This is a genomic window from Gymnodinialimonas ulvae (assembly GCF_037543845.1).
Taxonomy (GTDB): domain Bacteria; phylum Pseudomonadota; class Alphaproteobacteria; order Rhodobacterales; family Rhodobacteraceae; genus Gymnodinialimonas; species Gymnodinialimonas ulvae.
This window is the reverse complement of sequence record NZ_JBBIFX010000005.1, coordinates 25,424-40,476: the sequence shown is the minus strand read 5'-3', so window position 1 is coordinate 40,476 and position 15,053 is coordinate 25,424. Positions and strand designations below refer to the sequence as shown.

At 63.0% G+C, this 15,053-nt stretch carries 11 protein-coding genes; 7 read left to right on the top strand and 4 right to left on the bottom strand.

Annotated elements, in window-relative coordinates; genetic code table 11:
• Nucleotides 1–6 precede the first annotated feature (6 nt).
• Genes V8J83_RS18870 through V8J83_RS18855 form a run of 4 tightly spaced genes read right to left on the bottom strand, consistent with a single transcriptional unit; the run spans nt 7 to nt 4,912 of the window.
• Nucleotides 7–1,467, bottom strand: a complete 1,461-nt coding sequence (locus V8J83_RS18870; protein ID WP_339988065.1) for an oligosaccharide flippase family protein — start codon at nt 1,465–1,467, stop codon at nt 7–9.
• Nucleotides 1,467–2,291, bottom strand: a complete 825-nt coding sequence (locus tag V8J83_RS18865; RefSeq protein ID WP_339988064.1) for a tyrosine-protein kinase family protein — start codon at nt 2,289–2,291, stop codon at nt 1,467–1,469. The genes V8J83_RS18870 and V8J83_RS18865 overlap by 1 nt, the downstream gene beginning before the upstream one ends.
• A gap of 18 nt (nt 2,292–2,309) precedes the next feature.
• Nucleotides 2,310–3,875: a GumC family protein gene (locus V8J83_RS18860; protein ID WP_339988063.1), complete on the bottom strand. Its 1,566-nt coding sequence runs from the start codon at nt 3,873–3,875 to the stop codon at nt 2,310–2,312.
• Nucleotides 3,872–4,912 carry an ExeA family protein gene (locus tag V8J83_RS18855; RefSeq protein WP_339988062.1) on the bottom strand — a complete coding sequence of 347 codons (1,041 nt, stop codon included), beginning with the start codon at nt 4,910–4,912 and terminating at the stop codon, nt 3,872–3,874. Before V8J83_RS18855 ends, V8J83_RS18860 begins: the two co-directional genes overlap by 4 nt.
• Nucleotides 4,913–5,438: 526 nt before the next feature.
• On the opposite strand from V8J83_RS18855, the gene V8J83_RS18850 reads away from it, so the two are divergent.
• The 7 genes from V8J83_RS18850 to xrtD all read left to right on the top strand — a co-directional run bounded on the left by V8J83_RS18850 (nt 5,439) and on the right by xrtD (nt 14,978).
• Entirely contained in the window at nt 5,439–6,134 is a 696-nt protein-coding gene (locus V8J83_RS18850; protein ID WP_339988061.1) for a sugar transferase, read from the top strand.
• Nucleotides 6,135–6,297: 163 nt separating this feature from the next.
• Nucleotides 6,298–8,769, top strand: coding sequence for a tetratricopeptide repeat protein (locus tag V8J83_RS18845; protein ID WP_339988060.1), 2,472 nt, complete (start codon nt 6,298–6,300; stop codon nt 8,767–8,769).
• 148 nt (nt 8,770–8,917) lie between these two features.
• Nucleotides 8,918–9,535 (top strand): polysaccharide biosynthesis/export family protein, encoded by a 618-nt coding sequence (locus V8J83_RS18840; RefSeq protein ID WP_339988059.1) that lies wholly within the window; start codon nt 8,918–8,920, stop codon nt 9,533–9,535.
• A 27-nt stretch (nt 9,536–9,562) separates the two neighbouring features.
• The gene (locus V8J83_RS18835; RefSeq protein ID WP_339988058.1) at nt 9,563–10,993 is read left to right on the top strand and encodes a hypothetical protein; all 1,431 of its coding nucleotides are present in this window, start codon (nt 9,563–9,565) and stop codon (nt 10,991–10,993) included.
• Between the two features lie 2 nt (nt 10,994–10,995).
• Entirely contained in the window at nt 10,996–11,652 is a 657-nt protein-coding gene (locus V8J83_RS18830; protein WP_339988057.1) for a rhomboid family intramembrane serine protease, read from the top strand.
• Nucleotides 11,653–11,763: 111 nt separating this feature from the next.
• Nucleotides 11,764–13,218, top strand: coding sequence for a UbiA family prenyltransferase (locus V8J83_RS18825; RefSeq protein WP_339988056.1), 1,455 nt, complete (start codon nt 11,764–11,766; stop codon nt 13,216–13,218).
• A 131-nt stretch (nt 13,219–13,349) separates the two neighbouring features.
• Nucleotides 13,350–14,978: a VPLPA-CTERM-specific exosortase XrtD gene (gene xrtD, locus V8J83_RS18820; protein WP_339988055.1), complete on the top strand. Its 1,629-nt coding sequence runs from the start codon at nt 13,350–13,352 to the stop codon at nt 14,976–14,978.
• The last annotated feature ends 75 nt before the right edge of the window (nt 14,979–15,053 follow it).

Here is a 15,053-nt window from a genome sequence, read left to right as displayed (position 1 = left end):
AAAGCGTCAGGCCGCCTGTGTCTTTCTCTTGCGGGAACTCAGGTAGGCTTTCGTGTCGCGCATCGTCCAGCCGCACAAGCCCAGAAGTGCCACGCACAGCGCCGCCAACGTCCATCGCGGGACGCCCGCAAGTGCTGCGATATCGCCATGGGCGGCAAACAGGGCGGCGGTGATCAGCAGGGCGAGAACGCAGCCGACCACCGGCCAGAGCCGGGCCAGCGCCACACCCGCGCGCCAGCGGGTCAGCACCAGCGAGGCGATCACGCCGCACATCTCGCCCGCCGTGGCGATCCAGATCACCAGGAGCAAATCCCCGGTCTCGACCGCGGCCCACCACGACAGCGGCAGGCTGAGCACGCGGAAGGAATTGGCGACCATGGCGTTTTCGGTCTTGGCGCGGGCCAGCGACACGACCGCGCCGCCGGCCTTGAAGACGCGCATCGCCTGCAGGATCGCCAGCCACACCATCAGCGGCACGAGGGCGGCGTATTTGTCGCCGAGCGCCAGCGTCACGAAGATCTCGCCCAACAGCACCACACCGACGACCAGAAGCGCGCCGTTGAAGAAATTCGCCTCGATCGTGGCGCGGGCGAGCGGTTGAAAGCGCACGTCGTCGTCCTGGAGCTTGGAGAGTTGCGGCAGGAAGAAGCTCTGCACGCTTTTGGCCAGCACCATCGTGGGCGTCAGCGTCAGGGTGAAGCCCATCGCGAAAATGCCGAGGACCGCCATGCCCAATTCGCGCCCCACGACGATTTTCTCGCCATTGAGCACCACGAAGATCAGGATGTTGTTGATCAGGAGCGGCCAGCCGAACCGCACGACCTGACCGATGACACTGCGATCAAGGCTGAGGCGCAGGGCGCGTTCGGCGGTCAGGATCGAGATGACCATCATCAATCCCATCTGGATGAGGATCGCATAGAGCATCACCCGGTAATCGCCGAACATCATGTAGAGCGGCCAGACCGCGATCAGCGAGATCAGCACCGGCACGGTCATGGTCAGGATCATCGGCCCGTAGCGCATCGACCGGTTCAGCCGGTAGATGTCGAGATGCACCAACCCGTTGAGCAATGGTGCGATGGCCAGCACCTGATAGGCCCAGGCAACTTCGGGCACGCCCATGAAATCGGCGATCAGCCCGGCGCTGAAGAACAGCACCAGCGCCGACAGGACGGCGCGGGCGAACTGGAACCCCTGCAGCGCGGATTGCCATTTCGTATCTTGTTGTTTTGATTGAATGACCTGCTGTTGCAGGCCAAAGGCCGACAGCATTTCCACGAAGCTCATGGCGGCGGCAAAGGTGGCTGCGACGCCGTAATCCTCGACCGGGATCAGCCGCGCGATCAGCAGGTTGCGCACCAGCGACAACAAGGAGGAGGCCGCATTGCCCGACAACAGAAGGACGGCTTTTCCGAACAGGCCTCCGCCCCTCTGCGTCGGCGGTGCTTCCTGTTCAACCGACATCAGTAGCCGTAATCATACGTACCGCTGGCGGCATCGTCGCTGAAGTTACATTGGTTCAGGATGATGCCCAGAACATTGGTTTGCTCGGCGGTCTCGCGTTCGCATTGATCAATCTGCGAGACCGTCGATTTCCCGGCCCGCGCCACGGTCAGGGCGCAATCGACATTGCTCAGGAACGCCATCGCATAGGCCCCGGCCAGAAGCGGCGGCATGTCGAAGATGACCAGATCGGGCCGATAGCGGGTCTCGATATCGCGCAGGACATCCTGGGTGAAGGTGTTCAGAAGCAATTGCCCGGGATCCGCATAGGATTGCGTCGCGAGGCTGACGGTCAGGTTGCTGCCGATCCGAAGGGTCTGTTCTTCGAAGGGCACATCACCGGCCAGCACGTCGGCGATGTCGTGCACCGGCGTGGCCCCGATCAGGGCCGCAAGGCTGGGGCGGCGCATGTCCAGCTCGATCAGCATCACCCGCAGGTCGGGCTGCCGGGCGAGGCTGAAGGCGAGGTTGGCCGCAACCTGCGTCTTGCCGCAATTCGGTGTGGCCGAGGTGATCGCCAGACGCCGCCAGTCGTTCTTGCGCATGTGCATGAGGGTCTTGTTGGCCATGCGGTCGAAGGGGATCGCGGCCGGGTTCGCCTTCTGGGTGACAATCCGGCTTTTGGCGAGCGCCTTGGGATTGGGCTCGAACCCGGGCAGCTCTTCCCACAATTGTGTGACGGCGATGGCGGCGGGGGCCGGAACGCGGCGCCGCGTGTCCAGAACGGGCGCGGCTTCACCGCGCTGTGCGCGCGCCTTTTGCAAGGCCAATCGAAGCTTTTCCATTGAAGTTCACTCCTGGGATCACGCGAGGCCGAAACGGGTCAAAAGGCGTTCGGACAATTGATCGAGTGGCATGTAGAATTCATTTACCGCCCAGAGGGCCGCGGGCACGCCGATCACCAGGACGGCGAGTTTGACGAGCATGAAGCTGCGGCGCAGCAGCCGGGAGCCAGCGGTTTCGATGTTGGGCAATGTTGCGAACGGGGTCACGCCGAGGGCTTTGACCAATTCGGTCGGGCGCCGCACCGAGCGGTTCAACAGCTCCATCAGCACGAAGAAGGCCAGCGCCAGCGCCAGCCCCGCGCCCACCGATCCCACGGCGAACAGGCGCCGGTTCGGGCTGGCCGGGCGGCTTGGCACCACCGGCGGCTCCAGCAGGGTGATCCGCTGACCGCGGCCGCCGACTTCGAGCCGTTCACCGATCGAGGCTTGGGCAAGGGCGCGGCGCGCATTTTCGAACTGCAGCTGGACGTTTTCGTAATCCCGCTCCAGCCGTTGCTGCTGGATCGCGTTGAGCGGCGAGCGCGCAATGGCGTCGTTCAGCGTCTCCAGCTCCTGTTCAGTCTGCACAACCGCGTTGTCGAGCGCCTCGATCCGGGTGTCGATCTCTGCCAGTTGCAGGGCCAGCAGGGGGTCGATCGGTTCACTCTCTTCGGTCTCGGGGGGGGTCTCTTCGGTGCCGGTGGTGCCAGCCGCCTGAAGGGCGATGCGTTCTTCGAGTCGGTCGATGCGCCGCTGCAGGATCTGCACCCGGGTGGAGGTTTCCGAGAACACCAGCAGCATCTCGGACAATTCCGCCTCCAGCTCCTGCAGGAGCTGCTGGTCGGGCGGCAGGTTGACCTGCGGCTGTGTCCCGGTTTCAAAGATCTGGATGGTACGTTCGCGGGTGTCGATCAACTCGCGGCGCTCACGTTCGGCGGCGGCGAGGCGTTCTTGCAGAAGCGACTGACGTTGCAGGCGGAAATCCTGATCGTCGGGCAGGGCATCCGCATTCTCGCGCTGAAACTCGGTGATCAGGGTGGAGCGGCGTTCCAGCGCGTCGCCAAGCCGCTGCACTTCCTGTTCGAAAAAGCTGAGGGTTTCGCCGGCCTGACCGGTGCGCAGACGCACGCTCGCGGCAAGAACCTGGGTGACATATTCATTGAGCACATCGGCGGCGATCTGTGCCTCGCGGGCGGTGAATTCGAAGGTCAGCAACACCGGGCTGCCGCCGCCACGCCGGGTCGCGCCGCCCTGGGTGTTGACCGTCGTGGCGCGCCGCATGTTGTCGTAGACCTGGGTCGGGGTCATGTTGGCGAGATCTTCGAACACGTTCAGGCGGGTGGCGATCTCGATCATGTTGGCGCGGGTCAGAACCTGCTCGCGCAACAGCTGCACCTCTTCGAGGGCCTCGATCTGCACCGTTGAGGTGGCGAGATCTTCGGAGATCGACTGCCCCTGCACCAGAAGCCGGGCCTGGCTGACGTAGGTGGTCGGCAGACCGGCCGCGAAAAACAGCCCCGCAGCGGCGGTGACCACGACCAGAAATGCCATGACCGGCATCCGGCGTATAAGCAGGTGCCAGTAGAAGCGCAGATGTGTACTCATTCTGCGGCCTCTTGGGACAAGGTATCGGTGTTCAGGAAGATATCATCTTTCAACACTTCGCCAATGATCTCCTCGGTAACGCTGCTTTTGTCGGCAGCGGCGGCATAAACCATGCCGAACTCAGAAAGCTTGTTGACCATGCGCGGGATCCCTCCGGAGGTCTCATGGATCAGCGCGATGGCCTTTTCGGTAAACTCTTCGCCCGTGCCACCGACGTGACGCAAGCGGTGGCGGACGTATTTCACTGTGGTCTCTTTGTCCATGCCCGCCAGGTGATAGGTGGCGCTGACACGTTGGGCGAACTGCCGCAATTCCGGGCGCGTGATCATGTCGCGCAATTCCGGCTGCCCCAGAAGAATCAACTGCAGCAGTTCGTCCTTGTTGGAATTGATATTGGTGAGCATCCGCAGCTCTTCGAGGCCCTCGACCGTGAGATTCTGTGCCTCGTCGATGACCAGCGTGACCGAACGGCCTTCGGCATATTGTGCGACGATGAAATCCTGCAGCACCTGGAATTTGGTGACATACGGCGCCTCGGGGTCGCTTTCGACATCGAGCGCGTTGAGCACCCATTGCAGCAACTCGCCGCGATTGCCGTGCGCGTTGGAGATCAGTCCGACGATCGTCGTCTCATCGAAATTCTGCAGAAGCTTTTGTAAAAGCGTGGTTTTCCCTGCACCCACTTCCCCGGTGATGATGGTGATGGGGGCCCGGCTCATGATGCCGTATTCCAGGACCGCATAGGCGCGTTTATGGGCGCTGGACCAATACAGGAAATCAGGGTCGGGCAGAAGCGTGAAGGGGCGTTCGCTCAGCCCGAAATGCTTCGCAAAGAATACTGAACCAGCCATGACCTTATCTTCCCGATCCATCGCCAACGCCTGCTGTAGATGCGTGCGGGCCAGTGAAGCCTCTCTATAAGTAAAATTGAGACGTGATGCACGCGACAATCCTGCGCAATCCGCGCCATCGACCGAGCCATCGGCCGACCTTGTGTCGCTGCTATAGCGATGGACGAAAACGGGGGCACGTTTCAAGGGGGAGCCTGCGACGGTTATGCCCCCCTGCCGAAGGGGTCGGGGAGGAGATTGCAATCCAAAGGTCAGGCGGCCCGGCGATCCGCGCGAAGTTTGATTCGGGCGTACAGCCCTCCGGTTGTCTCCGATTTGCCAACAAAGCCGTGCTTCACTGTGGCACTGTTGGGAATTTTATGTGCAAGTCTGCCACATTTTAACCAAATCGCTTTGAAAGCCGGTTTTGGTTAAAAATCCCTATACGACTGTAAAGCAGTAAAAATTCCTGAAAAGTGCGGGAATCCCTGACCCTGATCGGCGGATTTTCGCAAGACAATCGTATCGAATTTGATTAAACAGAGACAACAACTGATGGGGACCGCTTCTGGGGAAGCCCTTCGTCATAGAAAGCCGTCTGTCTGCTCCGGGTCCAAACGAACCCTTCATTTTGCGGAAGACTTGAATTTATTCCCCTCGGCACCGTGTCGAGGCGTCTGTACTTCGTGACGTGTCGTACCGAGCGGCATGCCACATTAACGAGGGTTTATTTATGTCGATTGTTTCGCGTGATCTGACCGGTTCTGTCCCCTCCGAGGTGACGCCCATCCGTGCAAGCCAACACAATTCCGCCGCCGCCTCCGCATATCGTACCGGTGGCAAGCGCGCCCTGGACCTTCTGGTCCTGACGCTGTCGGCACCGTTCTGGCTGTCGCTGATCGGGATCGCTGCTCTGCTGATCTGGATCACCGAAGGCAAGTCGCCGTTCTACAGCCAGCTGCGCGTTGGCCGCGGCGGCAAGACCTTCCGCCTGTGGAAGCTGCGCACCATGGTTGTCGATGCCGACGCCCGGCTGGAGGCCCATCTGGCCGCCAACCCCGAGGCGCGCGCCGAGTGGGACGCCACGCAAAAGCTGAAGAACGATCCGCGCATCACAGTCATCGGCCGCATCCTGCGCAAGACCTCGCTGGATGAGCTGCCGCAGCTGTTCAATGTCGCCCTTGGTGACATGAGCATCGTTGGGCCGCGCCCGATCATGGTCAACCAGCGCGCGCTTTACGTTGGCAACGCCTACTACCAGCTGCGTCCCGGTCTGACCGGCCTGTGGCAGGTGTCGCAGCGCAACGAGAGCGAGTTCGCCGACCGTGTGCGTTTCGACAATGTCTATAACCGGGTTCAGTCGCTGAAGACCGACCTTGGTGTCATGTCGAAGACTTTTGGTGTGATGCTGCGCGGCACCGGCTACTGATCCGTGCGGGGCGCGTGCCGGCCCTGAGGTGCGTTCAAAGCTAACAACACACAAATTGCCAAATCAGGCCGCATCTGTAATGGATGCGGCCATCGTTTTGTCCGGGCCGCCCGCGCCTTGAACGGGCGCAGGACTGGCTTCAGCGCAAGAGTTTAGGAAACCCATGTCTTTACTGGCTGCTCTCAGAATTGTCGTGTTGTCGGGTGCGGTTGTGGCCCTGGCCGCCTGTCAGGATGACAGCGCGCGCGCCGAGGATCATTACCAAAGTGCGCTTGCGTTTCTCGAAGAGGGCGACACGGTTCGCGCCGATGTCGAGTTCCGCAATGTGTTTCAGGCCGATGGCGATCATCTCGAAGCGCGCCAACGCTATGCCCAGATGCTGCGCGAGACCGGTGATCTGGAACATGCCTACCGGCAATATCTGCGGCTGGTGGAACAGGATCCCAGCCTGATTTCCGCGCGCATCGCGCTGGCGGAAATGGCGCTGGAACAGCAGAACTGGGAAGAGGTGCGCTGGCACGGGCAGCGGGTTCTGGAGATGGACCCCGAGGCGCCCGGGGCGCCGGTGATCGCGCTCAACATCGACTATATCAATGCGCTGGAAGCCGAAGACGAGGCCACGCGCCGCGAGATCGCCGCGCGGGCCACCACGCTGTTCGAAGACGATCCCGACAATCCGCTGCTGCGGCGGCTGGTGATCGACACCCTGCTGCGCGACGGTGATTTCGACGCCGCCATCGGGATTGTGGATACGGCGCTGGCCAACACGCCCGAGGCGCGCAACCTGCATGATACCCGGCTGCAGATCCTGGCCGAGTTTGGCGAGCAGGAGCCGCTTGAGGCGCAATTGCGCACCATGTTGGAGCTTTTCCCCGAGGACGATCAGCTGCCCGGCATGCTGCTGCGGTTCTATGTGGCCCGCGATGACATTGCCGGGGCGCAGACGCTTTTGACCGACCTGGCCGGATCGGCCGAAGATGCCGTGGCCCGCGAGGAGGCGTTGACCGCGCTGGTGCGGTTGCGGTTGCAACGCGAAGGTCCCGACGCCGCGATTGAGGAACTGGACCGGATCATCGCCGCCGATCCCGACGCCGCCGCGCCGTTCCGGGCGCTGCATGCGGTGTTGCGCTATGAGGGCGGCGATATCGAGGGCGGTATTGCCGGGATCGAGACGCTTCTGGAGGGCGAGCTGACCCAGATCGAGCGCGGCCGGTTCCAGATCATCCTGGCGCAGATGTTGCTGCAGAACGGCAATCTGGTGGGCGCGCAACGTCTTGTGGATACAGCCCTAGAGGCCGATCCGGGGCAGACCGACGCGCTGAAGATGCGCGCGGCCTGGCTGATCGAGGATGACGATCCCGACCAGGCGATCCAGGATTTGCGCAGTGTGCTTGATGACAATGCCGAGGATGCCGCGGCCCTGACGCTGATGGCACAGGCCTATGCCCGGGCGGGCGACCATGAATTGTCGCGTGATTTCCTGTCGCTGGCGATGCAGGCTTCGGGCGGGGCTCCGGCGGAGACGATCCGCTATGCGGCCGTGTTGCTGGAAGACGAGCGCTATCTGATTGCCGAAGAGGTGCTGATTGCCGCCTTGCGCCTGACGCCGAACGAGCCCGAGCTGTTGCGGGCCTTGGGCCGGGTTTACCTGCAGCTGAGCGATTGGCTGCGGGCCGGTGATGTGGAACGCACCCTGCGCGCGCTCGACACCGAGCCCACCCGCGCCATGGCCGACAGTTTGCGCGCCGCCATTCTGGTCGGACGCGGGCAGGTCGATCAGGCGCTGGAAATGCTCGAAGCCGCCGCCGACGACGGCAACAGCGGGGTCGGCGCGCAGGCCGCCGTGGTGCAGGCCCGGCTGGCGACGGGCGATCTGGACGGCGCGTTGGGCTATGTCGAGGATCTGGTCGCAGAGACCCCTGGGGACATGGATTACCGGCAACTTCTGGCGATGACCTATGTCGCCGTCGGGCGGATGGCCGAGGCCGAAGAGGAGCTGCGCGTTGTCACCACCACCGAGCCGCAGCGGCAACAGGCCTGGATCGACCTGATCCGCGTGCAGGACGCGCTCGACCGCGAGGAAGACGCCCGGCAAACGCTTGTCGCGGCCCGCGCCGCGCACCCGGAGGCGCCGGATCTCATGTGGGTGGAGGCCAGCTATCTGGAACGGGCCGGTGATATCGACGGGGCGATCGGAATGTACGAACAGCTCTACGAGATGGTCCCGAACTCACCGGTTGTGGCCAATAATCTCGCGAGCCTGATCACGACCTATCGCAGTGACGAGACAAGCCTTGATCGCGCCTATACGATCGCGCGGCGCCTGCGCGGGACTGACGTGCCTCCCTTCGCCGATACCTATGGCTGGATCGCCTATCGCCGCGGTGAGCTTGGCGTCGCGCTGGAGCATCTGGAACGCGCGGCGGAAGGTCTGCCGGAGGATGCGCTGGTGCAATACCATCTGGGCATGACCTATCTGGCGCTGGATCGGCCTGAGGACGCGCTGGCGCAATTGAGTCGCGCGGTGGAGTTGGCCGGCCCCGGTGACACGCGCCCGCAGATCATCGCGGCGCAAGATGAGATCGCAACCCTTCAGGCGGCCGGTGTCGGGTCCGAGACGACACAGGATGAATGAGTGAATCCTCTGTTTTTACATGGTAAAAACGGCATCGTGATATGATTGAGACAGAGGCCGGATGAAACCGATAATCTGGTTGCATTTACCTTTAAGATAACGGGGAATCTCGGCAAAATGTAGTGTGTGTCTATGGGGGATACAGCAGATGAAGAGACTATTTCTCTCACTAATGGTGATGTGCGTCACGCTGTTCGCGGCGCAGTCGGTTCTGGCCCAGGATGGCTACCGGATCCGACCCGGGGACGTTCTGTCCGTTGAAGTGGTGCAGGATGCGACCCTGAACCGGGATATTCTGGTCCTGCCCGATGGCAGCATCAACTATCCGTTCGTTGGCACCCTACGGGTGCGTGGCCTGACCGTGGGTCAGGTGCAGCAGCAGATCGCCGCAGGCATCAGCTCGAATTTCGCCGTGCTGCCGGATGTGTTTGTCGCCGTGCGCGAGGTGTTTGTTGCACCGCCGCCGATCGAGCCCCTGCCAGGGCCGACCATCGACATCTTCATCCAGGGCGAGGTGAATGCACCGGGTCTTGTCGAAGTGTCTCCGGGCACGACGCTGGTTCAGGCGCTGGCGCTGCATGGCGGGTTCACCAGCTTTGCCGCAACACGCCGCATTCAACTGCGTCGGACAAATCCGCACACCGGGCATACCACCGTTGTGACGCTCGACTATCGGGTGCTTGAACGGGGCGGCGTCGTTTCGCATGACCCGGTGTTGTCGGAGGGGGATGTCATCCTCGTGCCGCAGCGGCGTTTGTTCGAGTAATCGACACCCTGAGAAGGGTTGGGGGATATGACAGACAGGGTAAAGACATGCGCCGCGGCCGCCTTTTGTGGGCTGTCTGATCGTGCCCCCGGCCTGTGGGTCGGGCCCGCCCGTTTGCGGACGCGTCTGATCGTGCGTCTGATGGGTGGCTGCGCTGTTGCGGCGGGCCTGCTTCTGCCCGGCATCGCCGTGGCGCAGGACGCCGACGACGCGCCGGTGGCCTATGTCGATATCGGATCCTTCCTGCGCTACGAGGAAGACGATCCCGGCGACGAGGAACGGGCGTTCGAGACCCGTCTGGGGGCGGGATATTTCCTGGCCACGTCGGGCCAGCGCCTGAGCTTTGAGGGTGAGCTGCTGTTGCAGGCGCTGGAGGATGAGCCGGTTCTGACCGACCCGGCGGCGACGCTGTCCTATGCGGCCTTCACCCGGGGCACGGAACTCTCGTTCGACCTCAGCTATACGGCGCTGGATCTCGAAGATCGCGATATCGACGAGGATTTCGACGCCGAAGACCTGACCGAGGATGGCGGTCGCCGTGAGCGCATCGAAGCCCGGGTCGGGCTGGTGACGGGACGCGACGCACCGTTTGGCACGGCCACGGAACTCACCTATCGCGACGACAGCTTCAGCGACGGCGCGACCGAGGAGGATGAGACCTTCGTCAGCCTGGGCAGCACCCTGCGGTTCACCATCGACCCCCGGATCACCCTGCGCGCCACCGGCTTCATCAGCCGCGAAGAGACCGACGATGTCCTCGACACGGTCGAGACGATCGAGAGCTACGGGCTTGGCGCGGATCTGCTGATCGACCCGGTCTGGACCGCCAATATCGATATTGGCTACCTGGAAATCGAAACCGACCGCACCACCGGAACGACCGTGGTCGATGGCGCCACGGCATCGCTGCTTCTGACCCGAGATATGCCCAACGGCGAGCTCAGCTTCTCGGCCACGCGCGATATCTCCACCACCGGATCGGAAGATACGTTCCGGGTCCGGCGCGCCCTGACGCTGGCCAACGGGGCCGAACTGGAGGCCTCACTGGGCGCCATCAGCTTTGAAGGCTCTGATCCGATTGCTATCTATGGTGCGTCGTTCGCCACCGAGTTCCGGCCCGGATCGCGCGTCAGCCTGGCCTTCGACCGCAGCGGCGGGGTGACCGATGACGACGAGAATGTCATCCGCACCAGCCTGTCGGCGGCTGTGGCCCATAACCTGACCGAGTCCAGCTCGCTGGCCTTCGACGTCGGCCTCTCGCAGGTCGAGGATGCAAGCCTGACCGGGACCGACACCGCTCGGGTCGACCTGTCGCTGGCCTATCGCTATGCGCTGACCGAAGACTGGACCTTGGCGGCGCAGGCCACGCGCGAGTTGCTGTACGAGGATGGCACGGAGGAAGAGCGCACCACGACCGTGTTGCTTGGTATCGAGCGCCGCTTCTCGTTCCGCCCCTGACCATGACGGACCCGCGCGGGGGACGTCCGGACCGGGTCACCCTGGGTTTGGGGCTTTTCATCGGGCTGCTTCTTGCGATTGAGCTGGCGCTTCTGGGGGCCGATTGGGGCCTCTGGGGGCCGCCGCGCCTGCGCTCGACCATCTATGATTACACCGGCTTCTGGCCCGGCCTGCTTTACGGTTGGCAATCCAATTACCCCGGGCAGGCGTTGGTGATGTTTGTCAGCTACAGCGTCGTGCATGGCGGCCCGGTCCATGCGCTGGTCAATATGGTGACGCTGTGGTCGCTTGGCCGCGGGGTCGCTGATTGGGCCGGGGGGCGGGGTCTGATCCTGGTCTATGGCGTAGCCCTTCTGGGCGGGGCGATAGCCTATGGGCTGCTGACCCGCTCGCCGCAGCCGATGGTCGGGGCCTCGGGCGCGCTCTTCGGGCTGGCGGGGGCGTTGATGATCTGGACCAGCCGCGCCGAAGGCGGCGGTTTGAAAACCTGGCGCATCGTCTTGCAGGTGGTCGGACTTCTGGTGGCGATGAACGTGGCGATGTGGTGGGCACTGGATGGTCAGCTTGCCTGGCAAACCCATCTGGGCGGCTTTGTGGCCGGGGCGCTTGCGGCCCTGTTGCTGCCTCCGGTGCAGACGCAAGGGCACAATGCGCCGTAAACTGCGCCCGCCGGGTCTCAGTGCTGGCGACAGGGGGGCAATTTCCCTTATGCTGGCTCCCAACATCAGGCGCCCCGGACGCGCCGGTCCATTCAAAAAGAGCAGCACGGCATGCACGACGCCAGGCACGTTTCCGACAAACCGGTTCTGGTGGTCGATCTCGACGGCACGCTTGTGCGGTCCGATCTGCTGTTCGAGAGCCTCTGGTCCGCCTTGTCGAGCAATCCGCTCTCGGCGCTGTCGGCACTGCGGTCGGGCTATACGCAGCGCGCGCGGCTGAAGCAGGACCTGGCGCTGAAGGGGCCCGTGGATGTCACCCGGCTGCCCTACAATCCCGATGTGCTGGCGGAGATCGCGAAATGGCGTACCGGGGGAGGGCGAGTGGCTCTGGTGACCGCCAGCAATCAGATCCTGGCCGAACAGATCGCCAGCCATATCGGGCTTTTCGACGAGGTCCACGGCTCGGACGCAGAGCACAATCTGAAAGGCCCGGCCAAGGCGGCCTTCCTGCTCGAGCGCTATGGCGCAAAGAATTATGTCTATATCGGCGATGCCGCGGCGGATCTGCCAGTTTGGAAAGACGCCGCACAGATCGTGACCGTCAATGCCCCGGCCGGGCTGCGCGCCAGGGCCGATGCGCTGGGGCCCGAGACCCGGCATCTGGGGAATGGGGCCGTGCCGGTCTGGGATTGGCTGCGCGCGCTCAGACCGCATCAATGGGTCAAGAACGTCCTGATTTTTGTCCCCATCCTGGCCAGCCACGCCGTGTCCTGGCCGAACCTGTTGACCAGCCTGCTGGCGTTTGTGGCCTTCTGCCTGGTGGCGTCGAGCGTGTACCTGACCAATGACTTGCTTGATTTGTCCGCCGACCGGGCGCATCCCCGCAAAAAGCGCCGCCCGCTGGCCGCAGGCGATATCCCGATCGCCCCCGCAAGTGGCATGGCCGTCGCGCTGCTTGTAGCCGGGTTGGGGCTGGCGCTGATGCTGGGGCCGTTTTTCGCGGCGACATTGGCGATCTATCTGCTGATCACGACGGCCTATTCCCTGTACCTCAAGCGGCGCACCATTGTGGATATCTGGGTGTTGTCGATCCTCTACTCGATGCGCATCGCCGCCGGGGCCGCGGCCACCGGGATCGTGCCCTCGGTCTGGCTGATGGCGTTTTCGATCTTCTTCTTCTTCTCGCTGGCCGCCGTCAAACGGCAGGCCGAGCTTGTGGATACAGCCGACAATGACACGCTCGATATCCGCCGCCGGGGCTATTACCGCGAGGATCTTCTGCTTGTCGCGGTGATGGCGATTTCATCGGGCTATGTCTCGGTCCTGGTTCTGGCACTGTATATACGTACGCCCTTCATCGACCAGCTTTACGGCACACCGCCGATCCTGTTGGGGATCTGCCTTGTGGTGCTTTACTGGATCAGCCGGGTTGTCATGGTGACCCATCGCGGCCACATGCATGATGATCCGCTGGTCTATGCGATGCGCGACCGGGTCAGCCAGATCTGCGTCGCGCTGTGTGTGCTTATCGGAGCGTTTGCCTATGGGTTGGAGGGCTGGATCTAGCGGCTGTGCGCGGGAACCGGTCTGTTTCCGAATAATCCCCGAAAACACCAATATTTGTTTTCGCCAGATAAGGCTGCCTGTTATAAGGCGCGTGTTTTGATGCAGCGCTTTTCTTAAGGATTTCCAGTTTAATGAGTATGATGTCCAGCCAGATGCAGACCAATTTTCGCGGGGCCTTTGAGGGCCGTGTGATCAATCCCTCGGGCTTTGGGCTGTTCGTCGCGCTTGTTCTGCTTTCAGTACCGGTGTTCTGGAGCGGTTTCGTGTCGCTGATCTCCGCCTGGGGCACGCCGGAATACAGTCACGGGCCCCTGATCCCGATCATCTCGCTGTACCTGTTCCTGCGCGAATTGCGCCAGGCCGACCGCCCCGATCCCAACGCCAAGGTGCGCCGTGGGCCCGGCATCGTGGTGCTTGGCGCGGGCCTTTTGCTGGCGCTTCTGGGCAATATCGTGCGGATCCCCGACATCGTGACCTACGCCTTCATCATCTGGGTCGGGGGTGTGGTCCTGACGGTTTATGGATGGGAACGGGGCAAGCGCCATCAGCTTCCGGTGCTGCACCTTGTCTTCATGCTGCCGCTGCCGAACTTCGTCTATTGGCAGATGACCACCTTCCTGCAGGGTGTCTCGTCCGAACTTGGCGTCTGGTTCATCCGCATGGCGGGGATCCCGGTCTTTCTGGAAGGCAACATCATCGACCTGGGTGTGTTGAAGCTGCAGGTGGCCGAGGCCTGTTCGGGGCTGCAATACCTGTTCCCGATCCTGAGCTTTTCGTACCTCTTCGCGATCCTCTATCGCGGGCCGATGTGGCACAAGGCGGTGCTGCTTCTGCTGGCCGCGCCCCTGACGGTGTTCATGAATTCCTTCCGCATCGGCATGATCGGGGTCATCGTCAATTCCTACGGGCTTGGCTGGGTCGAGGGCTTCACCCATTTCTTCGAGGGTTGGGTGATCTTCATCGCCTGTGTCGCGATCCTGTTCCTGACGGCGGTGCTGTTGCAGCGCACGACGCGCAATCCGCTGCCTCTGAGCCAGGCCATCGATCTGGATGCGGCGGGCCTGGGCCGGATCTCCACTCGGGTTCTGGAGCTGCCGCGCCGGGCGGTGACGCTGGGGGCCGTGGCCCTGACCGGGCTGGCCGCGGTGGCAACGTTCGCGGCGCAACCGCCCGCGGCCCCACCACTCGACCGGACCAGCTTCCAGGTCTTCCCGCGCGATGTCGGCGACTGGTCCGGCCTGCGCACCGAGTTCAGCGCCGAGATCGAGGCGGTCCTGCGCGCCGACGATTATGCCAACATCACCTACAGCACCGATCCCGATACCCCACCGGTCAACTTCTTCTCGGCCTTCTACGAGCGGCAGACCGAAGGCTCGGGCATCCATTCGCCCGAGGTCTGCCTGCCCGCCGGCGGGTGGGAGATCTTCTCGCTGGAGGCCCATGAGGTCTCGTTCCCCGACACGCCCTTCGGCACGTTCGAGGTCAACCGCGCGATCATCCAGAACGGCCAGGCGCAGCAGGTCGTCTATTACTGGTTCGAACAGCGCGGCCTGCGCTTCACCAACGATTTCGTCGCCAAGCTCTGGGTGGTCTGGGACAGCCTGATGCACGACCGCACCGATGGTGCGCTGGTGCGGTTTGTCTCGCCCATCGAGCCGGGGGAAACCCCCGAAGCCGCCGACGCCCGGATCCAAGCGCTGATGGTCGAAATTCTGCCACGCTTGCCGCGTTTCGTGCCAGGCATGGACCGAGATCCTTAATCTACCACCCAACAGGCACAGTGGCTTGCCCTCGGCTCCGCTCCTGGCAGGGCCGCTTAGACGAAAGACCCCAAC

Excerpts from the sequence above, each read along its gene's own strand:
- xrtD (WP_339988055.1), top strand. The coding sequence starts at position 13,350 with ATGAGTATGATGTCCAGCCAGATGCAGACCAATTTTCGCGGGGCCTTT.
- V8J83_RS18860 (WP_339988063.1), bottom strand. The coding sequence starts at position 3,875 with ATGAGTACACATCTGCGCTTCTACTGGCACCTGCTTATACGCCGGATG.
- V8J83_RS18830 (WP_339988057.1), top strand. The coding sequence starts at position 10,996 with ATGACGGACCCGCGCGGGGGACGTCCGGACCGGGTCACCCTGGGTTTG.
- V8J83_RS18840 (WP_339988059.1), top strand. The coding sequence starts at position 8,918 with ATGAAGAGACTATTTCTCTCACTAATGGTGATGTGCGTCACGCTGTTC.
- V8J83_RS18835 (WP_339988058.1), top strand. The coding sequence starts at position 9,563 with ATGACAGACAGGGTAAAGACATGCGCCGCGGCCGCCTTTTGTGGGCTG.
- V8J83_RS18865 (WP_339988064.1), bottom strand. The coding sequence starts at position 2,291 with ATGGAAAAGCTTCGATTGGCCTTGCAAAAGGCGCGCGCACAGCGCGGT.
- V8J83_RS18870 (WP_339988065.1), bottom strand. The coding sequence starts at position 1,467 with ATGTCGGTTGAACAGGAAGCACCGCCGACGCAGAGGGGCGGAGGCCTG.
- V8J83_RS18850 (WP_339988061.1), top strand. The coding sequence starts at position 5,439 with ATGTCGATTGTTTCGCGTGATCTGACCGGTTCTGTCCCCTCCGAGGTG.
- V8J83_RS18845 (WP_339988060.1), top strand. The coding sequence starts at position 6,298 with ATGTCTTTACTGGCTGCTCTCAGAATTGTCGTGTTGTCGGGTGCGGTT.
- V8J83_RS18825 (WP_339988056.1), top strand. The coding sequence starts at position 11,764 with ATGCACGACGCCAGGCACGTTTCCGACAAACCGGTTCTGGTGGTCGAT.